Genomic DNA, 24,337 nt, shown 5'->3' with positions numbered 1-24,337 from the left:
CTTATTGCGCCTGAATGTGGAAACCGAAGCGTGGGAAATGCACATGCACGGTGCCCGCGCGTTCATCGGTACGCCTCAGGATCAGCTCTTCGCGGCCGGCAAATAGCAACTCGCCCGCAACCGGGTCGACGCCGTAATCGATCGCCGAAACGGTGACGTGCTGGCCTGCCTTGAAACCATTCAGATCCTCGAACACCTCGTCCGGCAAAGCAGCGGGCGTGGAATCACGCGCGATGTCCAACGCCTGCTCGGCACTCATCTGGCTGGCCGTGCCGTGGCCAAAACCGAGTACCCGGCCCAACCAGGCCAACACGCCCGGATAAGCATCCACCAACGGCGCAGTCACCGGGGTGGCTTTGAGGAACCACAACGAATGCGCCAAGGCAAAGTCGGCAATCGACGGTTCGCCAAACAGAAAATCCCCGATTTCGCGCTGTAGCTGTTGCTCCAGGCGCGCCATTATCGCCGGCCATTGATGCTTGGCCAGTTCGGCCGGGAGCTTGCTCGCGGTGCCACCGCTGAACAGCGCGGCGCGGTCGGCAAGAAACGCCTTAATTGCCTCTGGCGGCAGTTTGCCAAAGCGTACCGCCACCGATTCAGGCTCAAACACCAGGCTCACGGCATGCGCGAACACCACGCTGTCAGCCCAGGTGGCGAAGGTTTGAGTGATCATTTCCTGGCCCAGCGGGAACAGCGCCGGCACGGCCTTCTCCTGCTCCAACCGGCGCGCGATCAAGGCAGTGTCGCAGTAAATATCGGCGCCGACCTGCAACACTGGGGTCTTGCGATAGCCGCCGGTGAGGGCTGTCAGGCCCGGCTTGGGCATCACTGGAGAGATGTGCACCGAGTGCCAGGACAAGCCTTTGAAGCCCAGCAGCAGCCGAGCTTTTTCCGCAAACGGAGAGGTGGGGTAATGGTGCAGGATCAGCTCAGACATGCTTGGGTCCACTTAACAAAGGAACCCGCAGCTTAGCGTGCAAAACCATTGGGTGGCGTGATGGCAATCCATCAGTCAAATCAATGAGCCACTCGCCGCCAGGCATTCCTTGGCGCTCTTCTTCAACCTTTTGATCAGCCGCTCCTGACGCAACGCCTCGCCCTTGCTCGCGCACTGCTCGGTGTACACCAGCGCCACCGCCGGGCTGGACAGGAAAAACCGCGCGCCCCTGCCGCTCTGGTGAGCGGCAAAGCGGCGCACCGGGTCATTGCTGATGCCGCAGTACAGCGAGCCATTGGCGGCGCGCACCAGGTAGACAAACCAGGGTTTGGGTTCAGGCGTGGTCACGGGTGCATTCGGTAAGACCAAGGGATGCCAAGCTTATCAACGACTGGCCTGGAATGCCTTCAAGCCTTTGAGCGCCTGGGCGCGCACGGCGTTTTTCAGCGCCGGCGACCAGCCCAGCAACAGCCCCTTGACGCCCAGGGCCTGACGCGACCAGCGCCACAAGTCGAAGTGGTCGTGGTGCGCACAGATCTTGCCATCACGAAATACAAATCGCGCGCCGATATCGTTGACCACCGTATTGCCGGTAGCGCTGAACAGATACGTCGCGACCCAGTGAGCACTGCCGGTGGTTTCATCGCTGCGCACATTGTCGAAGGTCAGGGAGAAATCCTTGGCGCGGGTGGTGAGCATGCGCCACATGTCGCCGACATCACGGCCGTGCAACTCGCCGAAGGCCGGGTCGCTGAACACCACATCGTCGGTGTAGCAGGCCGCCATGGCTTGCGCGTCGAGGCGTTGAAACGCCTGGTAGAATCGGGTGATCAAGGCGTCGTGGGCATCACTCATGGGCAGGCTCCGCAGTTCGTTGTTATCAGGGCTGCACGATAGTCTGCACGTGAGAGGAAGGCTATGCCCATTTGCCACATAGATGAGGGCGGTGCGGTTAGAGGTAGACGATGTCCAGGGTAGCGCTGCCGTGGATGGGTATTTCTTGATCCTTGGGCAGCGGCGTCCGTAACAGGGTCGTAGTGGATGAACTACTCGCCGCTTATCGCTATTTTTATCGCGCCCCATGCAACAACAACCGCCACTGAGATCGGTAATTCATTCATTAACACCCTGATCACCAGCTTGCATCTTTATCGACAAACATAAGGCATATTTGTCCGCCAGACGGCTAAACAGTACGCCTCTGCAATTAAACGAGTGACTGAGGCGCCTACACTCTTTGCGCGAGAGCCTGCAATACTTTACAACGCCGCTATTGCACACCCAATACAACAATTACGAACCCTTCAACATTCGCCAAACTAAGGCACCATGCCGGTATCTCGTGCATACGCAAACAAGTCGACATCAGTCGAAATACACAACCGCTGCATCGCCGTACTCTTCTGTTTACTGATTGTCGAGATACTCCGATTAACCCGCGCAGCAATCTGGCTGACGGTCATGCCGCTGGCCAGCATGCGCACCACCTCCTGCTCCTTGCCGGAAAGCGTAGGCGCAGTGGTTGGCTGGGCCGAACATGCCTGGTCCAACTGAACGCGCAAACACTCACTGACAAAGGTGCGCCCCTGAGCCACGGTGTTAAGGGCCTGGGGCAATTCCCTGGCAGATGCGCTCTTGGCAACCACACCGCGCGCGCCATGGCCGAAGGCCGCCCGCAGCGTTGCGACATTGGCAAACATCGTCACCACGATCACCGGCAGATCCGGATAGGTGCGATTCAATAATCCCAACAGCCCATACCCGTCAGCCTGCTGGTTCCCGGGCATCGCGAAATCGGTGACGATCAGATCACACGGCACACGACTCACCAACTCCAACAGTTGATCCGGACCCTCGGCCTCACCCACTACTTTGTACTTGCCACTCGCCTCGATCACGACGCGTTGTCCAACACGAACTATAGGGTGATCGTCAGCAATAATAATGCGGATCATCGACTGCTCCATGATGGCAATTTGAGACCGGCAAAATACCGCGATAGTCTTTTTGCAACAATAGGTAATAAATCTCCAACTTTCGATTTAGTCCTGCATTTAAAGCCCCAACAAAAGCACCTACACAAATAAGAGAAAAGTAATACAGAAAAGTACTACGTAACAAAAGGATGTATTCCTTCAGAGATGACTTAGATAATCCAAATAACGCGCCACTTCATGGCGTAACGCATCCAAGGCCGTTCGGTTCAACGCCATGCCTGTTGAATGCACGCTGTTGATCAACGCCACCGTAGGTCCTTCCAATCCGGTTTCCCCGAGGAACGCCACACTGCCCACCAAGCGGTGCAAACATTGTGCGGCCATCCTGGCGTCCAGCGTCGCTTGCGCATGGATCAGCATTGCCAAGTCGGCATGAGCTTCCTGAATCAGACTGAACAGCATCGGCTCCACCACATCCCAGGAACCAAATGTCTCGATCAGGCTGGCGCGGCTAGGGAAAGTGCTGTTGTGCGCCACCGTCGAACCTGTTCGCGTCCCGGCGAAAGCCGCACATTGCGGCGGCGGTAGCCAACAACGCAAGGCATCACGCAACTGCGCAAAACCGATGGGTTTGGGCAGCCATCCATCCATGCCGCATGCCACACAGAGGCGGGTTTCTTCCGGGCCCAGGCTGGCGGTCATCCCCAGCACCGTAATGGGCAGGCGACCTTCGGCGTGCTCGCGCTGGCGCAGTTCGCGGGTCATGGTGTAACCGTCCATGACTGGCATGCGGCAATCGCTGATCACGAGGTCGAAACGCTTGATCGCCAGCGCCTGTAATGCTTGCTCGCCATTACAGCAGCACTGATGGGCCACGCCGAGTTTTCCCAGTAGTGAGCCCAGCAGCAGGCGATAGGTGCAGTGGTCGTCCACCACCAACACCCGCACACGGGACCAAGGGTTCGCCAGGGCGTCTTCGGGCGCACCTAGGTCTGGAAAGTTGCCCGGCATAGAGCCCTCATCGAGAGCGATCAGTCCAACCGCCCAACCTGCGCGAGCAACACGTGGATCACAGCCGACTTGCTCGCAGCGAGACGATTACGCGAGTCCAAATGAAGGCGTTCAGGTAATCAAAGAGCGCGCAAAAGTATCCGAATGTATGGAAAACGGCGATACAACAAGTACGACAACCGACGCTCAAGCGCGAACTTTCAAGAAACAAGCCCTTTTGAAAGTGCCGACCTGTCATTCGTAATAGTTGCATTTCCTGTGTGGGGTCCCGGCGATACATTCTCTCCCGCTTTTCGCTGAAGCTGCGCATGCCCGAAAAAACCATAAACCCTTGGGCAACTTCACCGCGCGAATCTGTCCCCATGGCCCTTGCACAGGAAGACCAGCCGACATGAAAGACTCTCTCGCAGCCCTGACCGGCGCCCTGCTCATTGCCCACGCCAGTGTGTCAATGGCCGCCAGCACGGTGGACCTATCGGTCAAAGGGTCAATTACGCCGAGCGCCTGTACCCCCAGCATCAGCAATAACGGGCTGGTGGATCACGGCAAGATCTCGTTACAGGACCTCGAACCCACAGGGCCAACCGAACTGCCTAAAGCCGTCCTGAAACTGGGGGTTGATTGCGAGGGCGCAAGTTTGTTCGCACTGGCGTCCGTAGACAATCGTGCTTCAACACCTGGCCCTTCTTCTAGTTGGGTCATGGGGCGTCTGACGCCAACAACGTGGATCGGTTCTTATTTCTTGACGATGCAAAACATCCTGACCGATGACCCTGCCGCCTATGCGATCTACTCCTTCGATAACGGCTCGACCTGGCTGTTCAATTCTGAACAGGACTTGCCGTCCAGCACGCTTATAGCGTTTGGCAACCAGACCTCAGGCATCAGAGCACCGGTCCACCTCACTAACGTTTCTCTAGACCTGTTAGTCGAGTCCTTCATCCACTCGAAAACGGATATTCCGACCGGCACAACGATAGCGCTGGACGGCTCAGCCACATTTGAACTGCGCTACCTGTGACCCCTCTCGATTGGAAATTTCCGCTGGGCGACCACCCCACGTTAGGCGCGCTTGCCTGCAGACCGACTGCGCGCCCTCACAAGGACATGTGCTTATGAACAAAAACGCTCTTGCCTTCCTGCTGGCGGCGTTTACGCCAGGCGCTTTCGCCGCCAGCAATACCGACCTGAATGTAACCGGGGCCATCACCCCCAGTTCATGCACGCCCCTGCTGTCGAATGGCGGCGTGATCGATCACGGCAAAATGACCGCCCGAGACCTGCAACCGACCAAGCCGACCCAGCTTGATCCGGCAGAAATGCGCCTGGAAGTGCAGTGCGAGGGAGAGACTTTTTTCACCCTGAGCACGGTGGATAACCGTGCGGGCAGCTCGGCGATCAACCCGGCGCACCATGGCTTGGGTACCACCCCTGAAGACCAGAAACTGGGCAGTGTGGCGTTCTCACTGTTTGACCCCGTGGCGGATGAAAACGCGGTAAACGTGATCATCTCGCGCAATGGCGGTGCCAGCTGGAGCCTCTCGCCCTATCTGGGCCACAAGGCGCTGACGTCGTTTGCCGCCGTGGGCGCGCCCCCCCACACGCCTATCGCGCTGAAAAAACTGAGCGCCAGGTTGCGCGCCTTCACCATCATCGTTCAATCCACCGACCTGACCCTGCTCGATGAAGTGCCCATCGACGGCCAGGCCACGCTGCAACTGAAGTACCTGTGAGCAGCCGTTTTTCAACTTTTCCCGCTAAGGAGCAATACCATGAACAAAAGCCTGAACCCCCTGCTTGCCGCTGTGCTGATCGCGAGCGCCGGTAATGCGCTCGCGGCCTCCAGCGTTGATTTAACCGTGAAGGGCCTGATCACGCCGAGCGCCTGTGAGCCGAGCTTGCCCAATGGTGGAAATGTCGATGTCGGCAAAATCTCCGCCAAGGATCTCAAGCTCGATGACATCACCAACTTGGGCGAATACCGCCTCCAACTGACCGTGACGTGCGACGCTGCAACCTTGATGGCGATTGAACCTCAGGACAACCGCGCAGGCTCCAGCTCTGACAACGTCCCGTCGCGCTTCGGCCTGGGCCTGATCAACGGTGCCGAGAAGCTCGGGTTCCTCGAGATGTGGCTCGAAGCTCCGCTCGCCGACGGCGTAGCCGGACGCATCATTGGCTCAACGGACGGCGGCACGACCTGGGTCCGGCAACCGACCCTGGCAACCGGCAACATTACATCGGTTGCCGACAACACGACCATGGCGCCGATTCCGGTCCAGGTGCTCACCACTGATTTGGCTGTCACGCCGTCCATCGCCCCCGCCAGCAGCCTGACCCTGCTCGACGAAGTGGCCATTGATGGCTCAGTCACCCTGACCGTCAAATACCTGTAATGGCACGCGGGCGCAACGCAATGCCTTGCGCCCATCGCCGTTTTCACAGATGGCCCCTTGACCAAGGCTCCAACACCCGACCATGAACATGCTCTCACGCCGTTTGATGCCGACTTTTCTTTGCCTGTGCGCTACCCCTGCCCTGTGCGCCTCATCGGTGGAGGTGACGTTGTCCGGCAGCATCATTCCCAGTGCCTGCACGCCGACGCTATCGCCCAGTGGCATTGTCGATCATGGGCGGGTTCCGGCCCGTTCCCTCAATGAACACGTGTTCACCCGATTGCCCAGCAAGCAACTGGACCTGCATGTGAGCTGCAACGAGCCGGTGCTGTTTGTGCTGGTAGGCGTGGACAACCGTGCTGATTCGTCAGTGGGGCCCGGCTTTTATTACGGCCTGGGCAACAACATTCATGCGCCCGATGAGCGCCTCGGCTCGGTATCTCTGGCCATCCATGAAGTGATGGCTGACGACCAGCCCGCGCTGGTGCTGGCCTCTAGTAATCAGGGCGAGACCTGGTTTCCGGAACCCAACGCCTACCCCGACAACTACATGGGCTTTGCGCCACCCGGCACCCTGATCCCGGAACCCCACCGCCTGGTCACTGCCACCTTGCAAATCGACACATCGATCAACGCCGCCGCCTACCTGACCCTCGACCAAGAGGTGCCGCTGGACGGCTCCATCGTGCTAGACCTGAGGTACCTGTAGTCATGTTCCCTCTTCCTTGTTTTGCAGTTTTCTCACGGGCCTTCAACGTCGTGCGTTATGCCTGCCTGTACCTCGGCGCGGTAGCGTTGTCCCTGTGGGGCCCAACGCTGGTGCTCGCCGACGGGATGGTGCCGGATACCTCAGTGGTGATCGTCAACGAAGCCGACGGCGAAGCCTCGGTGTCGGTGACCAACACCGATTCGAAGCTGGCGCTATTGCACGTGACCCTGGAGAACATTCCTGAAGACACCGCTTCGCGAGTGTTTGTTACCCCACCCTTGTCTCGGGTCGAACCCTCCAAGAGTCAGTTGATCCGCTTCATCCTGCAAACCCCCGAACCGTTGCAAACCCAACACCTGATGCGCGTCATTTTCGAGGGCATGCCCCAAGGCAAGACCGCAGGCCAGGCCGGGCATGCGCGGGTCGGCGTGACCGTGCGCCAGAACCTGCCAGTGATCTTGCATCCCAAAGGCCTGGCACCCAACCGCACGCCCTGGACCGGGCTGACCTGGAGCCTGCAAAACAGTCAACTGAGCGTGCATAACCCGACGCCCTACGTGGTGCGTCTGGCCCAGGAATTGAAGCTGCTGCCGGGCGATGGTTCGGCGCTGCTGCCACGCACTTACGTACTGCCGGGAGAGACCTTGAGCGTTGCTGCCAGCCAACCGACGGCCAGCACTGTGCAGCTGCAACCGGCCACCGTTTATGGCTTTGCCGTGGAACCCTACCAAGCACCGATCACCCTCTGATCGCAGCGCCGGGAGGACTGGTTCCCGGCGCCCTGATAACGAAGTGGCCTCACCGTGAAGGCCACCAGGAGCCTGCCCGCGCCAGGGAGTGGAACGGGAACGCCTCCATTATTTGAGTACGACTTGTGAGCACAGTAATGACTGATCGCGACGGCGAAGCCGAGCCTGGCGTTTCACTGCGCCGGGCGCGCCGTAGGTGGCTGGCGGGCCTGGCGCTGGCCCTCGGGACCACCCTGCCAGCGGCCAAACCATTGGCGGACGAGGTCGCCGGTTCGTTCGATCCGCAAACCTTGTCCCAGCGTGGCATCGACCCGACGCTGGCCAACCTGCTGCTGCAAGCACCGCGCTTCGCCGCCGGGCGCCATGCCCTCAATCTGAACGTCAACGGCCAGCGGCGCGGCCGGATCGACGTAGTGTTCAACGACCAGGGCGGGTTGTGTTTCAACCAGGCGCTGCTGGACGCAGGCAGCTTGAAAATGCCGGCTGACAATGCCGAATGCCATGACTTCCTCAGCACGTACCCGCAGACCGTGATCGAGCAAGACCCGGCCAGCCTCAGCCTGTCCCTGATCGTGCCGACCGAGGCCTTGCGCCCCGCCGTGCAAGATATCTCCGGCTACCAGACTGGCGGGTATGCCGGCGTGCTCAACTACGATGTCACCGGCCTGCAAAACGAGTACGGCGACGACAACAGCCGCTTCGCGTCGGCCAATACCGAGGTTGGCTTCAATGCCGGCGACTGGATCGTGCGCAGCCGCCAGGTGCGCACCTGGCAAGACAAAGTCTCGCGCACGACCCATCTGGACGCCTACGCCCAGCGCACCTTTGCCAAACAGCAGGCAGTGTTCCAGGCAGGACAGATCAACCTCTACAACCCGGTGCTGGCCGGTGCGCAAATCACCGGCGCCCAGGTGCTGACCGAAACCGCGCTGAAGGACCAGAACCAGGGCGCGACCATCACCGGCATCGCCAACAGCCCGGCGCAGGTGGAGATCCGCCAGAACGGTACGTTGATTCATTCCACCGTTGTGCCCGCCGGGCCGTTTTCCCTGACCGATGTGCGACGCCTTAACAGCCGCTCCGACGTGGAGGTGACGGTCAAGGAAACCACGGGTGAAGAACGCCGCTTCACGGTACCAGCCGCCATGCTAGGTCTGGGTTTGCCGGCGCCTGGTTACTCGGTGGCCGCCGGTCGCCTACGTAAAATCGGTGACGGCGAAGGTGCTGAACCCTGGGTGGTCAGTGGCGGCTGGAGCGGTGCGCTGCACCCGCAAGTCAGCGTCGGCGCCGGGGTGCTGGCGGCCGAAGACTATCGCGCAACCGGGCTGAACCTGGGGTGGTTGCCGTGGCAAGACGGCCAGTTTCAAGTCTCTACACAACTCGCCCAGGCCAGTCGCCCAGGCAATGAACGCGGCGTGCAAACCGACCTGTCGTGGTCGCAGCGCCTCACCGAGAGCTGGGCGATTACCACCGCCGGCTCTTGGCGCACGATGGGTTATCGCGACCTTGAGGACTCGACTTACGCCACTGACACCCGCGAACAACAACGCTCGCGCTACCGCGACCAACAAAGTGCCACGGCATCCTGGTCGCATCCTATGCTGGGGGCATTCAGTGCAGGGATCTCGCGCTCGTCGACCTTTACCGGCGACAACAGCAGCCGCGCGCTGGCGTCATGGGGTACCAGCTTTGGTCAGGTATCGGTATCGGCCAGCGCCGAATGGCAAGTCGGCGGCCGCCAGCAAAGCGATGACAGTGTCTACCTGAACATCAGCGTGCCCCTCGGTGAAAACCGCCGTGGCCGCGCATGGGCACGTCATGCCGGCGGCGAGCATCGCCTCGGCGTGGGCATCAACGAACAACTCAACGACCAACTGAGCTACCGCGTCGGCGTGGAACGCGACAGCCGCGACCGTGCGGTGGAGTCGTCCGTGGGTGTTTCGGCCTTGCCTTATTACAGCCAGTTGGACTTCAACTACACCCGCAACGACGCCGAGCGCTCCAGCTATCAAGGCGGCGCGCGCGGTGGGGTGGTGCTGCATGGCGATGGCCTGACGTTCTCGCCGTACCCGGTACGCGAAACATTTGCGGTGATGTCGGTGGGCGACATGGCCGGGATCAAGGTCAGCACCCCAAGCGGCCCCGTGTGGACCGACTGGCAAGGCCAGGCCGTGGTGCCGCAACTCAGCGCCTATGGCCGCAGCCCGGTGGAGGTGCACACCCGCTCGCTGCCGCGCAACGCTGATATCAGCAATGGCCTGGCCGTGCTTTCCGTCGGGCGTGGCGCGGTAGACAAGGTCGAATTTGGCGTAGCCCTGACCCGTCGTGCACTGCTCAACGTCACCACGAAGGATGGCCAACCACTGCCCCGTGGCGCCACCGTGACTACCGAGGACGGCGAGTTCGTGACGCTGGTGCAGGAAGGCAGCCAAGTGTTCCTGCCCGATGTGCTTGACGGTCGCCCGCTATGGATCAGTGCCCCCGGCCAACCCCGCTGTCGCCTGAGCTTTGAACTGCCCGAGAAAGGCGACCCCCAGGTGTACTACGAAACCGCGCCGGCGCGGTGCCAATCATGAGGACTTCTACCATGGGCCTGAAACCCGTCTTGCTCTCGCTTGGCTTGCTACTGGGCGCCAATGCCTGGGGCGATGAGTGCCAGCTGAGCCTAAGCGAAACCGTGTTGGATTTCGGACTGATGAACCGCGCTATCGCGTTGGTTCCAGCAGACGAACGCCTGCTTGGGGAACGGCGTTTAAGCCTGACCCTGAACTGCCCGACCCCCACTGACATGAGCCTGTTCTATCGCGGTATTGCAGCCGGTACCGAGCGTTTTCAGTTTACCTCGCGCGGCAGTTACAGCCTGCGGGCAAGCGATGCGTTACTCGACGGCCAGGCCGTCGAACTGGGCTTGCTTGCAGGCAGCGGCCAGCCTGCTCTCAGCACGGGCGCCACCCTGCGCTGGCGCCCGGAGCACGGCATCGTGCCGATGCGCGCCGGGGTGCCGGTCAGTGGGCGCAGCTTGTCGCTGCAGCTTGAGGCGAGTGCCTGGGCCAGTGAAGAGGCCTCGCGGGTCAGCGATGCCGTCACCTGGGAAACCAGCGGAGTGTTTGACGCGATCAGCACCGGACGCTCACGGGAACTGCGCCTGCAAGCGCGCTTCGCTCCGGCGGCTTGCACGCCGAGCCTGTCCAACGGCGGCACGGTGGATTTCGGCAAATTGTCGGTGATGGATTTGCACATGGACAAGGAAACCGCCCTGCCCGACCGACCGTTGGTGGTCAGCGTCGCGTGCGATGCCCCCACGGCCTTCACCTTGCGTTTGCAGGACAACCGCCAGGGCTCAGCGACCGGTCACAACGACGAAACCACCTACGGCCTGGGGCTCGATGCCAAGGGGCAAAAAATCGGACGCTACGCGGTGATCTTCGATCCCGCGCGCGCCACCGCCGATAGTTTTGCCCAGCTCTACCGTACCGATTCCCCGACCGTAAACGCTCCGTGGAGCAGTGCCAGCGCCAGCCCTTTGGCCATCGGCGCCAGCCGACACCTGGGGTTCAACGCGAGCGCCGGGACCACCAGTGGCCCCGCCGCCATTCAACAACTCAGCGCCACGGCGAGCCTGGAGGCGGTGCTTGCACCGTTGGGTTCACTGGACCTGGGCAGCGAGGTGCGCCTCGACGGCGCTGCCACGCTCGAACTCAACTATCTCTAAGAGGCGCTCCATGAAAAACCTTCTGATTCCACTGGCCGTTTTGTCGCTGTTTGCAGGCAGCTCACTCGCCCAGGCCGGGTCCTCCGTCGACCTGAAAGTCAACGGCAAGATCACCCCCAGCGCCTGTGAACCTGGCCTGTCCAATGGCGGCGTATACGAACTGGGCAAGATCCCCGCCAAGGGCTTGAATGTCGATCAACCGACGCCCCTTACGGCCAAGAGCCTGCAAATGACACTCACGTGCCAGGCATTGACGCTGGTGGCGATAAGGTCCGTGGACAATCGTCCAGGCTCTCATTACGAAAGCGACAACTTGCTCAGGTTCGGCCTGGGGCTGGTCAATGGCAACGAAAAGGTCGGAGGCATGGGGTTGAGCTTGGAGTCGATCGTGGCCGATGGTGCCCCGATGTATGGCATCGGCTCCGTGGGAACGACCGGTTGGGGGCCAACGCAAGTCCTGTCACCGGCATTCCTCACCTCATTCACCCACGACATAAGCACGCCGGGTATGGCACCGGCGCCGATCCAGCGACTGACCGCAGACGTGCTGATCGAACCCAAAATCGCCCCCGCAAACACCCTGACCCTGACCGGGGAAGTCCCCATCGACGGGTCGGCCACCCTCGACATCACCTACCTCTAGGTACCCTCCCATGAAAACTATTCTGATTGCTTTGCTCCTTCTATCCGGCACTGCACACGCCGCCTCCACCGTCGAACTGACCGTCAAGGGCCTGATCACGCCGATGGCCTGCACGCCGCTGCTATCCAGCGGCGGGCTGGTGGACTTCGGCAAGATTTCGCGCAATGACCTCAACCTCACCAACGGCACCCGCTTGCCGCACAAGTATCTGACGCTGACGGTCAACTGCAACGCCGCCGGGCTCTTCGCCCTGCGCATGCGCGACAACCGCGACGGCACCGCCCACGTTAACAGCGAGATTTTTTACGGGCTGGGGCTGGACAGCAGCGGCAACAAAATCGGCGTGTATTCGGTGAGTTTTGATCCGAAGCAAACCGTGGTCGACGACCTCGCCGTGGTGTACGGCACCGAGTCCACTACGGGTGGCCTGGCCTGGCGCACCGCCAACCTCAACCCCATCGATATCGGCTCGCGCAGCCTGCTCGGTTTCACCGATGCAGTGGGCAGCACCTCCGGCCCATCGGCGATCCAGACACTCACCAGCACCCTGAAGCTGGAAGCCACGATCAACGCGCGGCAGAACCTGGACCTGAGTACGGAAACGCCAATGGACGGCTCCGCGACCCTGGAAGTTGTGTACCTGTAAATCCCTGAGACCTTCTACTTTCCCTAGTGAGGAGTAACACCATGAACAAGTCCCTTCACACCCTGATCGCCGCCCTGCTGCTGAGCGCCGCCAGCCAGGCCGTCGCCGCCTCCAGTGTCGATCTGAGCGTGCGCGGCCTTATTACGCCAAGCGCTTGCGAGCCCACGCTGTCAAATGGCGGGGTGTATGACCTGGGCAAAATTGCCGCCAAGGACCTCAACCCTGACCAGCCGAGCTTTTTCCCCTATCACGCCCTTCAAATGACCGTCACCTGCGACGCGCCGACCTTGATGGGGTTGCAATCCCAAGACAATCGAGCCGGCTCCCATTTCCAAAACGACGAGACGTATGAATTTGGCCTGGGCCTGATCAACGGCGACGAGAAGCTCGGCGCCTTGTCTCTGCGGCTCATCAGGCCGCTGGCGGACGGTGTGGAAGCCCGCACTGTCGGCTCAGAGGACGGCGGTGCAACGTGGTACAACGAGCGCTACCTGTATCGCAACAATATAGTTTCAGTAGCCGCGTTGGGGACGTTGGTGCCCATTGCAGTCCAAGTGTTCAGCGCGGAACTGGCGATCTATCCCACCATCGCCCCCACCAACAGCCTGACCCTCAACAACGAGGTGGCCATCGACGGTTCGGTGACGCTGACGGTCCGTTATCTCTGAGGCAACACGACTCAAACCCGCTCGCTACTGACTCCAACGTAGAGCGCACGACCCGCACCACAACCGGCAATGATCGCGCCTAGGCCGATCACGCCGAACACCCAGCCGGTGGCTCCCCAGCCACCGGTCCAGTCATGCAAGACGCCCACCGCCAACGGCCCCATGGATGCCAGCGTATAGCCGATGCCCTGGGCCATGCTCGACAGGTTGGCCGCCACGTGGGAATCGCGCGAGCGCAGCACAATCAAGCTCAGCGCCAGGCTGAAGGTGCCGCCCTGGCCCAGCCCGAGCAAAATCGCCCAGCCCCATAAGCCGTCGAGCGGCGCATACAGACAGCCGAACAGGCCACCCAAGGTCAGCAGCATCACCAATACAATCGCCAGGCGCTGGTCTTTGCCGCGCGTGGCCAACCAGGGCGCAGCCAGGGAGCTTGCCAGTTGCACGATCACCGAGCCGGAGAGCACCAGCCCGGCCTGGGTCGCGCTCAGGCCGCGGTCAATGAGGATCGACGGCAACCAGCCAAACACGATATAGGCCAGGGACGATTGCAAACCCATGTACAAGGTCACTTGCCAGGCCAGCGGATCGCGCAGCAATCCGCGCACGCGATAAGCCACGCGGTGTGCGCCGTGTTGGGTGCGCACTTGCGGTAACCAGAACAGGGCCGCCAACAGCGCCGGGAGCATCCAGAAACCCAGGCCAAGGCTCCAACTGTCGCCAAAGTACTGACTCAACGGCACCGTGGCGCCGGCCGCCAGCGCCGCCCCCAGGCACAAAGCCATGGTGTAGACGCCGGTCATGGCCCCTGCCCGCTTTGCGAAATCACGCTTGACGATGCCGGGCAACAATACGCCGATGATGCCGATGCTCGCGCCAGCCACCAGGCTGCCGGCGAACAGCCCGGCTTGACCGAATGAACTGCGCAAAATAATCCCACCGGCCAACGTCAGTAAAATCCCCAACACCACCCGTTCGGCGGTAAAACGTCGCGCTAGAATCGGCGCCAATGGCGCAAACAGGCCCAGGCACAACACTGGCAAGGTGGTCAGCAGGCCGGCGCTGGCCGCCGACAAGCCCAGGCTTGCAGAGACGTCACTGAGCAACGGCGACAGGCTCGACAACGCCGGGCGCAGGTTCAACGCCACCAGAATCAGGCCCAGCAGCAGTAACCACGGGCGCCCCACAACCGGTTGAGCGTGCTGCACCTGGGCATCATCGGCTTCGGCGTCGATCAGCCATTGTTCAAGCTCGGCCTTGGCCGAGGCGTGCTCTGAAGGGGACATTGGGTTCTCGGGTTCAAGGTTCATTGATCAACTGCCAGCAAAGAGCGCTGCATATTGGCCGAAAACACACAAAAAAACCCGGCGCCAGGCCGGGTTTTTTGTTCAGCTTGCGCCGCGCATCAATGCAGGATCTGGCTCAGGAACAGCTTGGTCCGGTCATTTTGCGGGTTATCGAAGAAGTCGTTCGGTGGCGCTTGTTCGACGATTTCACCTTTGTCCATGAAGATCACGCGGTTGGCCACGGTACGAGCGAAGCTCATTTCGTGGGTCACGCAGAGCATGGTCATGCCGTCTTCGGCGAGGCCGATCATGGTGTCCAGCACTTCTTTGACCATCTCCGGATCGAGGGCCGAAGTGGGTTCATCGAACAACATGATTTTTGGCTTCATGCACAACGCCCGGGCAATCGCCACGCGCTGTTGCTGGCCGCCGGACAGTTGCCCCGGAAACTTGTGGGCCTGCTCCGGAATACGCACGCGCTCAAGATAGTGCATGGCGATTTCTTCGGCCTTGCGCTTGGGCATCTTGCGCACCCACATCGGCGCCAGCGTGCAGTTCTGCAGGATGGTCAGGTGCGGGAAGAGGTTGAAATGCTGGAACACCATGCCGACTTCGCGGCGGATCGTTTCGATCTGCTTGAGGTCGTTGGTCAGCTCTACGCCATCGACCACAATACGGCCCTGCTGGTGCTCTTCCAAGCGGTTGAGGCAACGGATGGTGGTGGACTTGCCCGAACCCGACGGGCCGCACAGCACGATACGCTCGCCCTGCTTGACGTCGAGGTTGATGTCTTTCAACACGTGGAACTGGCCGTACCACTTGTTGACGCCCTGCATCTGGATAATGCCTTCAGGGCTCACAGGCTGTTTGATCGCTTCGCTCATAACAACAACTCCTAACGCTTGTGGCCAGTGTCGAGCTTGTGTTCCAAATGAATGGAATAGCGCGACATACCAAAACAGAAAATCCAGAACACCAGGGCCGCGAACACGTAGCCTTCGGTGGCCATGCCCAACCATTTCGGGTCAGCGGCGGCTTGCTTGACGCTGTTGAGCAGGTCGAACAGGCCGATGATGATCACCAGGCTGGTGTCCTTGAACAACGCGATGAAGGTGTTAACGATGCCGGGGATGACCAGCTTCAGGGCTTGCGGCAGAATCACCAGGCCCATGCTGCGCCAGTAACCCAGGCCCATCGCTGCGGCCGCTTCGTACTGACCTTTGGGAATCGCCTGCAGGCCGCCGCGCACCACTTCCGCCACGTACGCCGACTGGAACAGGATCACGCCGATCAGCGCCCTCAGCAGTTTGTCGAAGTTCATGCCTTCAGGCAGGAACAGCGGCAGCATCACCGAGGCCATGAACAGCACGGTGATCAACGGTATGCCGCGCCAGAACTCGATGAAGGTTACGCAGAGCACACGAATCGCTGGCATGTTCGAACGTCGCCCCAGCGCCAATACGATGCCCAGCGGCAATGCGCCGGCGATGCCGACGGTGGCGATGACCAAGGTCAGCATCAAGCCGCCCCATTTATTGGCAGGCACGTTAGTCAGGCCGAAGATACCGCCGTGCAGCAGGTAGTACGCGATGATCGGGTACAGCACCAAGAAGCTCAGGCCGTAGACAGCCTTACGCTGGAACCGCGAAATGAACAACGGTGCTGCGCCGACAATCGCCAGCCAAACGGTGAGGTCCACACGCCAACGCAGGTCGACGGGGTAGTAGCCGTACATGAACTGCCCGAAGCGTTGTTGGACAAACACCCAACAGGCGCCCTCTTTGGTGCAATCGGCTTGGGTAGTGCCGATCCAGTTCGCATCTAAAATTGACCACTGCAAAAGCGGCGGTACCACTAGATAGACCAGGTAGATCGCCAGCAATGTCAGGAGGGTGTTGAGCCAACTGGAAAACAGGTTGGCGCGCATCCATGCCATCGGGCCGAATACCTTGCCCGGCGGCGGCATGTCAGGTTTGAACGTATGCGTACTCATGGATGTTTCCTCACCGCTCAATCAGCGCAATGCGCTTGTTGTACCCGTTCATCAGCAGGGAAATGCTGATGCTGATCGCCAGGTACACGCTCATGGTGATGGCCATGACTTCAATCGCCTGGCCGGTCTGGTTGAGCACCGTGCCGGCAAACAACGAAACCATTTCCGGGTAACCGATACCGGCGGCCAACGATGAGTTTTTTGCCAGATTGAGGTATTGGCTGGTCAGTGGCGGAATGATCACCCGCAGGGCCTGCGGGATGATGACCTTGCGCAGCGTCGGCCCAGGGCGTAGGCCCAGGGAACGCGCGGCTTCGGTCTGGCCGTGGCTTACAGACTGAATACCCGAGCGCACGATCTCGGCGATAAACGCGGCCGTATAAACTGTAAGCGCCAGGGTCAGCGCCAGCAGTTCGGGGATCAATACCCAGCCACCGACAAAGTTGAAGCCTTGTAATTTAGGCATCTCCCAGTGCAGCGGTGAGCCAAAAACCAAGGTGCACAACGCGGGAATTGCGATGAACAACGCCAGGCCCGCCCAGAATTTATGGAACGGTACGCCGGTGGCCTCAAAGCGCTTGTTGGCCCAACGCGCCATCAGCACGATCGCCACGATAGCGACGACGACGCTGACCACAAACGGCCAAAAACCTTCAGCTGCCAGCGCGGCCGGCATATTCAAACCCCGGGCGCTCATAAAGAACATATCGGCAAAGTTATGGCTGTTACGCGGCAACGGCATGGTCAAAAATACTGCGAAATACCAAAAAAGGATCTGCAGTAGCGGCGGGATGTTGCGGAACACTTCCACATACACGGTCGCCAGTTTGTTGATCATCCAGTTCGGCGACAGTCGCGCCACACCGATAATAAACCCGAGCAGCGTTGCCAGGATCACGCCGATAAAAGTCACCAGCAAAGTGTTGAGCAAACCGATCACAAAGACCCGGGCGTAGCTGTCCGATTCGGTGTAGTCGATCAAATGCTGCGCGATGCCGAAGCCGGCACTGCGTTCAAGAAAGTCGAAACCCGAGGTGATGCCCCGGTGCTGCATGTTGGTCTGGGTATTGTCGAAGAGGTACCAGCCGAGCCAGACCACCGCCACAATCGTGATGATCTGGAAGAGCCACGCACGCACTTTGGGATCGCTGAAGCTGAGCTTCTGCTTGGGTGCGCCGATTTTATTTTGCATGAAGTGCCCCGAAAATAATGGAACAGAACATCACCCGGCAGTTGGCCCACCGGGTGACAGAACCATCAGCGATCAGCGCACAGGGGGTGCGTATTGAATGCCGCCGGCGTTCCACAGTGCGTTCAGGCCGCGGTCGATTTCCAGCGGGGTGTCCTTGCCGAGGTTGCGCTCGAACACTTCGCCGTAGTTACCGACTTGCTTGACGATCTGTACGACCCAGTCTTTCTTCACTTTCAGGTCTTTGCCGTATTCGCCGTCAGCACCGAGCAGACGAGCGACGTCCGGGTTCTTGGTGGACTTGGCTTCAGCTTCAACGTTTTTGGACGTGATACCGGCCTCTTCAGCGTTGAGCATGGCGTAGCCAACCCAGCGCACGATGGCCAGCCACTCGTCGTCGCCGTTACGCACGACCGGGCCCAGCGGCTCCTTGGAAATAGTTTCCGGCAGAACCACGTAGTCTTTCGGTGCCGCCAGCTTGCTGCGCTGGGCGAACAGTTGGGACTTGTCGGAGGTCAGTACGTCGCAACGACCGGATTCCAGCGCCTTGGCGCTTTCATCGGAGGTGTCGAAGGTGATCGGGGTGTATTTGAGGTTGTTGCCGCGGAAGTAGTCGGAAACGTTCAGCTCGGTTGTGGTACCGGCCTGGATGCAGATGGTTGCACCGTCCAGTTCCTTGGCACTTTTAACGCCCAGCTTTTTGTTTACCAGGAAGCCGATGCCGTCGTAGTAAGTGATGAAGCCTGGGAATTTCAGGCCCATGCCGGCGTCGCGGGAGCTGGTCATGGTGGTGTTACGGGACAGAATGTCGACTTCGCCCGATTGAAGTGCGGTGAAACGCTCCTTGGCGTTCAACTGGCTGAATTTGACCTTGGTCGCGTCCCCGAAAACGGCAGCGGCCACAGCGCGGCACACGTCAGCGTCGATCCCCAGGATCTTGCCGCTGGCATCCGGTACCGAGAAACCCGGCAGACCGTCACTCACGCCACATTGCACAAAGCCTTTCTTCTGCACGGCGTCCAGCGTGGCGCCAGCTTGGGCAAAACCGCTGACACCCAGTACAGCCGCCGCGGAAACGATGGCCAGGGTGGATTTCAATACCTTCATTCAAACCTCCAGTTGCTCTTGTTGTGTCGGAGCTCGAACCTCAGCGCACCCTTATGAGGCGATATCGACCCGTGTTGGCTTTTTTTAGGGTCAAGCGGCATGAGGTTGTTGCAGTCAATCCAGTTGCTATCCCACAAGCGGCAGTCACTGATAGTGTTACCGTCCTGAGATAGCGCTGACATCGTCGAATACTTAGCAAGGCCCGTACCAGAGTGCAGGCTGAGTCGATTCAGCCCACGGTCAATAGCAAAAGATTCAACCGTGCGACATCTTCTTAACAGATCAACCCGTCGCGCACCGTTCCGTTGCACTTAATCGGAGCGCGCGCACATTAATGGAGCAGACATGACCGAACCCTTGATTCTTCAGCCCTCCAAGCCCGCAGACGCCTGCGTAATCTGGTTGCATGGCCTGGGTGCCGATCGCTACGACTTCCTGCCGGTGGCCGAGGCGTTACAGGAAAGCTTGCTGACGACCCGCTTCGTTTTGCCCCAGGCACCTACTCGTCCGGTAACGATCAATGGCGGCTATGAGATGCCCAGTTGGTACGACATCAAGGCCATGAGCCCGGCCCGCTCGATCAGCCTGGAAGAGCTGGAGGTGTCGGCCAAAATGGTCGCGGATTTGATCGAAGCGCAGAAGAGAACCGGAATAGACGCGTCGCGGATTTTCCTCGCCGGGTTTTCCCAGGGCGGCGCCGTGGTATTTCATACCGCATTCCTGAATTGGGAAGGCCCACTGGGCGGCGTTATTGCCCTCTCAACCTACGCACCGACATTCGGCGATGAGCTGGCGTTATCCGCCAGCCAGCAGCGCATTCCAACGCTGTGCCTGCACGGCCAGTACGATGAAGTGGTGCAGAACGCCATGGGCCGCAGCGCCTACGAGCATTTAAAGAGCCGTGGTGTCACCGTGACATGGCAGGAATACCCAATGGGCCACGAAGTGTTACCGGAGGAGATCCGTGATATCGGTGCCTGGTTGACTGCTCGCCTGGGCTGAAAACCACCGTTTGTGTAGCCGTATGACAGACGCACTACGCCGCGCCCGATTCTTGCATTACACTGGCCGGCGTACATTCCTTAACCAATTAATGAGATCACCGTGCTCAAAGCACTCAAGAAGATGTTCGGCAAAAGCGAGGCTGAGCCGCTCGCGCCTGATTCCAGTGCTCCTGTCTCTATTACCGGCAGCCGCAACGACGGTGCACAACCCGGCCGGACAGCACCCATTGCCCAGCCGAAGGTAACACCGCCTGAACAGGCAACACCGGCTGCAGCCGCGCCCGCGCCAGTGGCTCCCAAGCCTCGCCGCGAACGCGCACCAAAGCCGGTCGTGATCCCCTGGAAACTCGAAGACTTCGCCGTCGAGCCCCAGGAAGGCAAGACCCGCTTCCACGATTTCAAACTGGCCCCGGAACTGATGCACGCCATCCAGGACCTGGGGTTCCCGTACTGCACGCCGATCCAGGCGCAGGTGTTGGGCTTTACCCTGGCGGGCAAAGACGCCATCGGCCGCGCCCAGACCGGTACCGGCAAGACCGCCGCGTTCCTGATTTCGATCATCACCCAACTGCTGCAGACGCCGCCGCCGAAAGAACGCTACATGGGTGAACCGCGCGCGCTGATCATCGCCCCAACCCGGGAGCTGGTGGTACAGATCGCCAAGGACGCCGCCGACCTGACCAAGTACACCGGCCTCAACGTCATGACGTTCGTCGGTGGCATGGACTTCGACAAGCAGCTCAAGCAGCTCGAAGCCCGTCACTGCGACATCCTGGTAGCCACGCCGGGCCGCCTGCTCGACTTCAACCAGCGCGGCGACGTGCACTTGGACATGGTCGAAGTGATGGTGCTGGACGAAGCCGACCGCATGCTCGACATGGGCTTTATCCCGCAAGTGCGTCAGATCATCCGCCAGACCCCGCCCAAAGCCGAGCGCCAAACCCTGCTGTTCTCCGCGACCTTCACCGAAGACGTGATGAACCTCGCCAAACAATGGACCACTGACCCGTCCATCGTCGAGATCGAGGCGCTTAACGTCGCCAGCGAAAACGTCGAGCAGCACATCTACGCCGTGGCCGGTGCCGACAAGTACAAGCTGCTCTACAACCTGGTCAACGACAACGGTTGGGAGCGCGTGATGGTATTCGCCAACCGCAAGGACGAAGTACGCCGCATCGAAGAGCGCTTGGTGCGCGATGGTGTGAACGCCGCGCAACTGTCGGGCGACGTGCCGCAGCACAAACGCATCAAGACGCTGGAAGGCTTCCGCGAAGGCAAGATCCGCGTATTGGTCGCCACCGACGTGGCGGGTCGCGGGATTCACATTGATGGCATCAGCCACGTGATCAACTTCACCTTGCCGGAAGTGCCCGACGACTACGTGCACCGCATTGGTCGTACCGGCCGTGCCGGGGCGGCGGGTGTGTCGATCAGTTTTGCGGGTGAGGATGACTCGTACCAGTTGCCGTCAATCGAGGCGCTGTTGGGGCGCAAGATCAGTTGCGAGACGCCGCCGACGCATTTGCTGCGAGCCGTTGAGCGTAAACGCCCCCAGGCTGAAACGCAGTAAAAAATGTGGGAGCGGGCTTGCTCGCTCCCACATTTTGTTCTGCGTTCGGCGTGCTATTTCCAGCGATCAGCGGCTGCATGGTCGCTACTGCGCCCTTCTACCCAGCGCGGCCCCTCACGGGTGTTTTCCTTCTTCCAGAACGGCGCCCGCGTCTTCAGGTAGTCCATCACAAACGCACAGGCATCAAACGCCGCCTGGCGATGGGCACTGGCGGCTGCAACAAACACAATCGGCTCACCCGGCTCCAGCGCGCCAATGCGGTGCAGCACTTCCAGCTTGAGCAACGGCCAGCGCTGTTCAGCTTCCACGGCGATCTTGGCCAGGGCCTTTTCGGTCATGCCGGGGTAGTGCTCCAGGAACATGCCCGACACGTCGCGGCCGTCATTGAAGTCGCGCACGTAGCCGACAAAACTCACCACCGCGCCCACGCCGACATTGGCCGCGTGCATCGCATTCACCTCGACGCCCGAATCAAACGCTTGGGCCTGCACACGAATGGCCATGCTTAGCCTCCCGTCACGGGCGGGAAGAACGCCACTTCGTCGCCCGCTTGCAATGGCTCGTCGAGACCACACAACTCCTGGTTGCGCGCGCACATCAGGCTGGTTTCGTTGAGCACTTCGAAACCCGGATCACCGGCCAACGCCTGGCGCACCGCATCGACGGTGGCGAAGTCGCCTTCCATTTCCAAGGAGTCCAGGCCAACCGCTTCGCTGTAACGCGCAAAAAACAGTACGTTGATGCTCATGGCTGGTCCGCCTTGAAGTGCCCACTTTTACCGCCAAGCTTTTCCAGCAGGCGAATGCTTTCGATGGTCATGCCGCGATCCGCGGCCTTGCACATGTCGTAGATGGTCAATGCCGCGACGCTGGCGGCGGTCAACGCTTCCATCTCCACGCCGGTCTGGCCGGAGAGTTTGCAGCGCGCCAAGATATGCACCGCGTCTGCGCCGTCGGCGCTCAATTCAACCTTGACGCCCGTCAACATCAACGGGTGGCACAGAGGGATCAGGTCACTGGTTTTTTTCGCGGCCTGGATTCCGGCAATGCGGGCCACGGCAAACACGTCGCCCTTGGGATGGGCGCCGTCGACAATCATTTTCAGGGTCTCGGGCAACATGCGCACGCGCGCTTCGGCCACCGCCTCACGGAACGTCACGGACTTGTCGGTGACGTCGACCATATGGGCGCGACCTTGGGAATCGAGATGAGTTAGCACGAGGCCTCCTTGAGGCAGCAAAAAAGCTACAAGCGGCAAGCGGCAAGTGAAAAGCTCACTGGACCAACTTGCAGCTTGTAGCTTAAAGCTTGCTACTCAGAGATGCGACTCTGCGTATTCAGCCAGGATCGAACGTGGAACACCCTGCAGCGCAATGTGCACGCCGTTCGGGAAGTCTTTGAAGCGTTCCGTCAGGTACGTCAGCCCGGAGCTGGTCGCAGACAGGTAAGGGGTGTCGATCTGCGCCAGGTTGCCCAGGCACACCACTTTGGAACCGGCGCCGGCACGGGTGATGATGGTTTTCATCTGGTGTGGGGTCAGGTTCTGGCATTCATCGATCAAAATCAGGCTCTGCTGGAAGCTGCGACCTCGGATGTAGTTGAGGGATTTGAACTGCAACGGCACTTTGCTGAGGATGTAGTCGACGCTGCCATGGGTGTTTTCGTCATCCATGTGCAAGGCTTCGAGGTTGTCGGTGATCGCCCCTAGCCACGGTTCCATTTTTTCCGCCTCGGTGCCGGGCAGGAAACCGATTTCCTGGTCCAGGCCCTGCACGCTGCGGGTGGCGATGATGCGGCGATAGCGCTTGGTCACCATGGTCTGCTCGATGGCGGCAGCCAAGGCAAGGATGGTTTTACCGGAACCGGCAGCACCCGTCAGGTTGACCAGGTGGATGTCCGGGTCGAGCAGCGCGTACAGCGCCAGGCTCTGGTAGATATCGCGCGGTTTCAGGCCCCAGGCCTCCTGATGCAACAGGGGCTCCTGATGCAGGTCGAGAATCAGCAGCTTGTCGACCTGGATTTCTTTGATCCAGCCGACAAAGCCCTGTTCGTCGATGATGAATTCATTGATGTGTACCGCCGGCAGGTTGTCGATCAGTTGTACCTGATGCCAGGTGCGGCCATGGTCCTGTCGGGTTTCGACCTTGCTGACGAGGTCCCAGAAGGAGCCGGTCACCGTGTGATAGCCACGCGACAACATCGACACGTCGTCGACCAGTTGGTCAGTGCTGTAGTCCTCGGCAGCGATCCCACACGCGCGTGCCTTGAGGCGCATATTGATGTCTTTGGTCACCAGCACCACGCGCAGGTTCTTGTCGCGGGCGTGCAGGTCGATCAATTGGTTGATGATTTTATTGTCGTTCAGATTTTCCGGCAGCAGGCTGTTGGGCTCGCTGCGCTTGCTCATCAGAATCGACAGCAAGCCCTTGGGCCCGCTTTTGCCACGCTGGATTGGTACGCCGACTTCAACATCCTCCGGCGATGCTTCGCCCAGTGTCTTGTCGATCAGACGGATGGCCTGGCGGCATTCGGCGGCAACGCTGTGGGGCCCGCTTTTGAGTTTGTCGAGTTCCTCAAGCACGATCATCGGGATGGCGACGTGGTGTTCTTCGAAGTTAAGCAGTGCGTTCGGATCGTGGATCAGTACGTTGGTATCAAGCACATAAAGGATTGGCTGGTCGGAAGAAGGGTTACGTCCATGATCATCCATACTCGGTCACCTTTGTGGGAGCCAGTCGACGCAATACCTGGGCGGTGCTGCGCCTCGATTCGACCACCGACTGC

26 protein-coding genes are annotated in these 24,337 nt (G+C 60.2%); 12 read left to right on the top strand and 14 right to left on the bottom strand.

Annotated elements, in window-relative coordinates; translation table 11 throughout:
* Position 1 precedes the first annotated feature (1 nt).
* The 5 genes from AACY08_RS06020 to AACY08_RS06000 all read right to left on the bottom strand — a co-directional run bounded on the left by AACY08_RS06020 (position 2) and on the right by AACY08_RS06000 (position 3,885).
* Positions 2–937 (bottom strand): glutathione S-transferase family protein, encoded by a 936-nt coding sequence (locus AACY08_RS06020; RefSeq protein ID WP_339468591.1) that lies wholly within the window; start codon positions 935–937, stop codon positions 2–4.
* A gap of 75 nt (positions 938–1,012) precedes the next feature.
* Positions 1,013–1,285: a GIY-YIG nuclease family protein gene (locus tag AACY08_RS06015; protein ID WP_339468590.1), complete on the bottom strand. Its 273-nt coding sequence runs from the start codon at positions 1,283–1,285 to the stop codon at positions 1,013–1,015.
* A gap of 36 nt (positions 1,286–1,321) precedes the next feature.
* Positions 1,322–1,792 carry a nuclear transport factor 2 family protein gene (locus tag AACY08_RS06010; RefSeq protein ID WP_339468589.1) on the bottom strand — a complete coding sequence of 157 codons (471 nt, stop codon included), beginning with the start codon at positions 1,790–1,792 and terminating at the stop codon, positions 1,322–1,324.
* Positions 1,793–2,256: 464 nt separating this feature from the next.
* The gene (locus tag AACY08_RS06005; RefSeq protein WP_339468587.1) at positions 2,257–2,892 is read right to left on the bottom strand and encodes a response regulator transcription factor; all 636 of its coding nucleotides are present in this window, start codon (positions 2,890–2,892) and stop codon (positions 2,257–2,259) included.
* Between the two features lie 180 nt (positions 2,893–3,072).
* Positions 3,073–3,885, bottom strand: a complete 813-nt coding sequence (locus AACY08_RS06000; protein ID WP_339468585.1) for a response regulator — start codon at positions 3,883–3,885, stop codon at positions 3,073–3,075.
* A 391-nt stretch (positions 3,886–4,276) separates the two neighbouring features.
* Here AACY08_RS06000 and AACY08_RS05995 point away from each other — a divergent pair, with 391 nt between their 5' ends.
* From AACY08_RS05995 to AACY08_RS05950, 10 genes are all read left to right on the top strand, one after another.
* Entirely contained in the window at positions 4,277–4,906 is a 630-nt protein-coding gene (locus AACY08_RS05995; protein WP_339468583.1) for a DUF1120 domain-containing protein, read from the top strand.
* Between the two features lie 94 nt (positions 4,907–5,000).
* Positions 5,001–5,618 (top strand): DUF1120 domain-containing protein, encoded by a 618-nt coding sequence (locus AACY08_RS05990; RefSeq protein ID WP_339468582.1) that lies wholly within the window; start codon positions 5,001–5,003, stop codon positions 5,616–5,618.
* Positions 5,619–5,657: 39 nt separating this feature from the next.
* Positions 5,658–6,281, top strand: a complete 624-nt coding sequence (locus AACY08_RS05985; RefSeq protein WP_339468581.1) for a DUF1120 domain-containing protein — start codon at positions 5,658–5,660, stop codon at positions 6,279–6,281.
* An 82-nt stretch (positions 6,282–6,363) separates the two neighbouring features.
* Positions 6,364–6,990 (top strand): DUF1120 domain-containing protein, encoded by a 627-nt coding sequence (locus tag AACY08_RS05980; protein ID WP_339468580.1) that lies wholly within the window; start codon positions 6,364–6,366, stop codon positions 6,988–6,990.
* A gap of 2 nt (positions 6,991–6,992) precedes the next feature.
* Positions 6,993–7,739, top strand: a complete 747-nt coding sequence (locus AACY08_RS05975; protein WP_339468579.1) for a fimbria/pilus chaperone family protein — start codon at positions 6,993–6,995, stop codon at positions 7,737–7,739.
* Between the two features lie 137 nt (positions 7,740–7,876).
* Positions 7,877–10,315, top strand: coding sequence for a fimbria/pilus outer membrane usher protein (locus AACY08_RS05970; protein WP_445261415.1), 2,439 nt, complete (start codon positions 7,877–7,879; stop codon positions 10,313–10,315).
* A gap of 11 nt (positions 10,316–10,326) precedes the next feature.
* Positions 10,327–11,451, top strand: coding sequence for a DUF1120 domain-containing protein (locus AACY08_RS05965; RefSeq protein WP_339468577.1), 1,125 nt, complete (start codon positions 10,327–10,329; stop codon positions 11,449–11,451).
* A 10-nt stretch (positions 11,452–11,461) separates the two neighbouring features.
* A complete protein-coding gene (locus AACY08_RS05960; protein ID WP_339468575.1) occupies positions 11,462–12,094 on the top strand; it encodes a DUF1120 domain-containing protein in 633 nt (210 codons plus the stop codon).
* Between the two features lie 10 nt (positions 12,095–12,104).
* Positions 12,105–12,740 (top strand): DUF1120 domain-containing protein, encoded by a 636-nt coding sequence (locus AACY08_RS05955; protein WP_339468573.1) that lies wholly within the window; start codon positions 12,105–12,107, stop codon positions 12,738–12,740.
* 41 nt (positions 12,741–12,781) lie between these two features.
* Entirely contained in the window at positions 12,782–13,408 is a 627-nt protein-coding gene (locus tag AACY08_RS05950; RefSeq protein WP_339468571.1) for a DUF1120 domain-containing protein, read from the top strand.
* 11 nt (positions 13,409–13,419) lie between these two features.
* Here AACY08_RS05950 and AACY08_RS05945 read toward each other — a convergent pair whose 3' ends face one another.
* The 5 genes from AACY08_RS05945 to AACY08_RS05925 all read right to left on the bottom strand — a co-directional run bounded on the left by AACY08_RS05945 (position 13,420) and on the right by AACY08_RS05925 (position 18,980).
* Positions 13,420–14,715, bottom strand: coding sequence for a CynX/NimT family MFS transporter (locus AACY08_RS05945; RefSeq protein WP_339468570.1), 1,296 nt, complete (start codon positions 14,713–14,715; stop codon positions 13,420–13,422).
* 95 nt (positions 14,716–14,810) lie between these two features.
* The gene (locus tag AACY08_RS05940) at positions 14,811–15,575 is read right to left on the bottom strand and encodes an amino acid ABC transporter ATP-binding protein (protein ID WP_339437903.1); all 765 of its coding nucleotides are present in this window, start codon (positions 15,573–15,575) and stop codon (positions 14,811–14,813) included.
* Between the two features lie 11 nt (positions 15,576–15,586).
* Positions 15,587–16,684, bottom strand: a complete 1,098-nt coding sequence (locus AACY08_RS05935; RefSeq protein ID WP_339468568.1) for an amino acid ABC transporter permease — start codon at positions 16,682–16,684, stop codon at positions 15,587–15,589.
* 10 nt (positions 16,685–16,694) lie between these two features.
* Positions 16,695–17,876, bottom strand: a complete 1,182-nt coding sequence (locus AACY08_RS05930) for an amino acid ABC transporter permease (RefSeq protein WP_339468567.1) — start codon at positions 17,874–17,876, stop codon at positions 16,695–16,697.
* A 72-nt stretch (positions 17,877–17,948) separates the two neighbouring features.
* Positions 17,949–18,980, bottom strand: coding sequence for an amino acid ABC transporter substrate-binding protein (locus tag AACY08_RS05925; protein WP_339468566.1), 1,032 nt, complete (start codon positions 18,978–18,980; stop codon positions 17,949–17,951).
* Between the two features lie 345 nt (positions 18,981–19,325).
* Between AACY08_RS05925 and AACY08_RS05920 the strand changes: the two genes are divergently transcribed.
* Positions 19,326–19,982: an alpha/beta hydrolase gene (locus AACY08_RS05920; protein WP_339468565.1), complete on the top strand. Its 657-nt coding sequence runs from the start codon at positions 19,326–19,328 to the stop codon at positions 19,980–19,982.
* A 96-nt stretch (positions 19,983–20,078) separates the two neighbouring features.
* On the top strand, positions 20,079–21,554 hold the full coding sequence (rhlB, locus tag AACY08_RS05915) for an ATP-dependent RNA helicase RhlB (RefSeq protein WP_339468676.1): 1,476 nt from the start codon (positions 20,079–20,081) through the stop codon (positions 21,552–21,554).
* A gap of 53 nt (positions 21,555–21,607) precedes the next feature.
* Here the strand turns inward: rhlB and moaE are convergent, their stop codons facing one another.
* The 4 genes from moaE to AACY08_RS05895 all read right to left on the bottom strand — a co-directional run bounded on the left by moaE (position 21,608) and on the right by AACY08_RS05895 (position 24,263).
* Complete coding sequence (gene moaE / locus AACY08_RS05910) at positions 21,608–22,057, bottom strand: molybdopterin synthase catalytic subunit MoaE (RefSeq protein WP_339468564.1); 450 nt, start codon at positions 22,055–22,057, stop codon at positions 21,608–21,610.
* A gap of 2 nt (positions 22,058–22,059) precedes the next feature.
* Positions 22,060–22,302, bottom strand: a complete 243-nt coding sequence (gene moaD, locus AACY08_RS05905; protein ID WP_053131334.1) for a molybdopterin converting factor subunit 1 — start codon at positions 22,300–22,302, stop codon at positions 22,060–22,062.
* Complete coding sequence (gene moaC / locus AACY08_RS05900) at positions 22,299–22,772, bottom strand: cyclic pyranopterin monophosphate synthase MoaC (RefSeq protein ID WP_339468562.1); 474 nt, start codon at positions 22,770–22,772, stop codon at positions 22,299–22,301. Before moaC ends, moaD begins: the two co-directional genes overlap by 4 nt.
* A 96-nt stretch (positions 22,773–22,868) precedes the next feature.
* A complete protein-coding gene (locus AACY08_RS05895) occupies positions 22,869–24,263 on the bottom strand; it encodes a PhoH family protein (RefSeq protein WP_339468560.1) in 1,395 nt (464 codons plus the stop codon).
* Positions 24,264–24,337: the final 74 nt, after the last annotated feature.

The organism is Pseudomonas sp. EL_65y_Pfl1_R83, assembly GCF_963970695.1.
GTDB lineage: Bacteria > Pseudomonadota > Gammaproteobacteria > Pseudomonadales > Pseudomonadaceae > Aquipseudomonas > Aquipseudomonas tritici.
The sequence above is the reverse complement of the archived record's forward strand: the minus strand, read 5'-3'. Positions and strand labels throughout refer to the sequence as shown.

Excerpts from the sequence above, each read along its gene's own strand:
- AACY08_RS05995 (WP_339468583.1), top strand. The coding sequence starts at position 4,277 with ATGAAAGACTCTCTCGCAGCCCTGACCGGCGCCCTGCTCATTGCCCAC.
- moaE (WP_339468564.1), bottom strand. The coding sequence starts at position 22,057 with ATGGCCATTCGTGTGCAGGCCCAAGCGTTTGATTCGGGCGTCGAGGTG.
- AACY08_RS05925 (WP_339468566.1), bottom strand. The coding sequence starts at position 18,980 with ATGAAGGTATTGAAATCCACCCTGGCCATCGTTTCCGCGGCGGCTGTA.
- AACY08_RS05930 (WP_339468567.1), bottom strand. The coding sequence starts at position 17,876 with ATGCAAAATAAAATCGGCGCACCCAAGCAGAAGCTCAGCTTCAGCGAT.
- AACY08_RS05960 (WP_339468575.1), top strand. The coding sequence starts at position 11,462 with ATGAAAAACCTTCTGATTCCACTGGCCGTTTTGTCGCTGTTTGCAGGC.
- AACY08_RS06005 (WP_339468587.1), bottom strand. The coding sequence starts at position 2,892 with ATGATCCGCATTATTATTGCTGACGATCACCCTATAGTTCGTGTTGGA.
- AACY08_RS05935 (WP_339468568.1), bottom strand. The coding sequence starts at position 16,684 with ATGAGTACGCATACGTTCAAACCTGACATGCCGCCGCCGGGCAAGGTA.
- AACY08_RS05920 (WP_339468565.1), top strand. The coding sequence starts at position 19,326 with ATGACCGAACCCTTGATTCTTCAGCCCTCCAAGCCCGCAGACGCCTGC.
- AACY08_RS05955 (WP_339468573.1), top strand. The coding sequence starts at position 12,105 with ATGAAAACTATTCTGATTGCTTTGCTCCTTCTATCCGGCACTGCACAC.
- AACY08_RS05985 (WP_339468581.1), top strand. The coding sequence starts at position 5,658 with ATGAACAAAAGCCTGAACCCCCTGCTTGCCGCTGTGCTGATCGCGAGC.
- AACY08_RS05990 (WP_339468582.1), top strand. The coding sequence starts at position 5,001 with ATGAACAAAAACGCTCTTGCCTTCCTGCTGGCGGCGTTTACGCCAGGC.
- AACY08_RS05950 (WP_339468571.1), top strand. The coding sequence starts at position 12,782 with ATGAACAAGTCCCTTCACACCCTGATCGCCGCCCTGCTGCTGAGCGCC.
- AACY08_RS05980 (WP_339468580.1), top strand. The coding sequence starts at position 6,364 with ATGAACATGCTCTCACGCCGTTTGATGCCGACTTTTCTTTGCCTGTGC.
- AACY08_RS05945 (WP_339468570.1), bottom strand. The coding sequence starts at position 14,715 with ATGAACCTTGAACCCGAGAACCCAATGTCCCCTTCAGAGCACGCCTCG.
- AACY08_RS05975 (WP_339468579.1), top strand. The coding sequence starts at position 6,993 with ATGTTCCCTCTTCCTTGTTTTGCAGTTTTCTCACGGGCCTTCAACGTC.
- AACY08_RS05895 (WP_339468560.1), bottom strand. The coding sequence starts at position 24,263 with ATGGATGATCATGGACGTAACCCTTCTTCCGACCAGCCAATCCTTTAT.
- AACY08_RS06020 (WP_339468591.1), bottom strand. The coding sequence starts at position 937 with ATGTCTGAGCTGATCCTGCACCATTACCCCACCTCTCCGTTTGCGGAA.
- AACY08_RS05940 (WP_339437903.1), bottom strand. The coding sequence starts at position 15,575 with ATGAGCGAAGCGATCAAACAGCCTGTGAGCCCTGAAGGCATTATCCAG.
- moaD (WP_053131334.1), bottom strand. The coding sequence starts at position 22,302 with ATGAGCATCAACGTACTGTTTTTTGCGCGTTACAGCGAAGCGGTTGGC.
- AACY08_RS05965 (WP_339468577.1), top strand. The coding sequence starts at position 10,327 with ATGGGCCTGAAACCCGTCTTGCTCTCGCTTGGCTTGCTACTGGGCGCC.
- AACY08_RS05970 (WP_445261415.1), top strand. The coding sequence starts at position 7,877 with ATGACTGATCGCGACGGCGAAGCCGAGCCTGGCGTTTCACTGCGCCGG.
- AACY08_RS06010 (WP_339468589.1), bottom strand. The coding sequence starts at position 1,792 with ATGAGTGATGCCCACGACGCCTTGATCACCCGATTCTACCAGGCGTTT.
- AACY08_RS06000 (WP_339468585.1), bottom strand. The coding sequence starts at position 3,885 with ATGCCGGGCAACTTTCCAGACCTAGGTGCGCCCGAAGACGCCCTGGCG.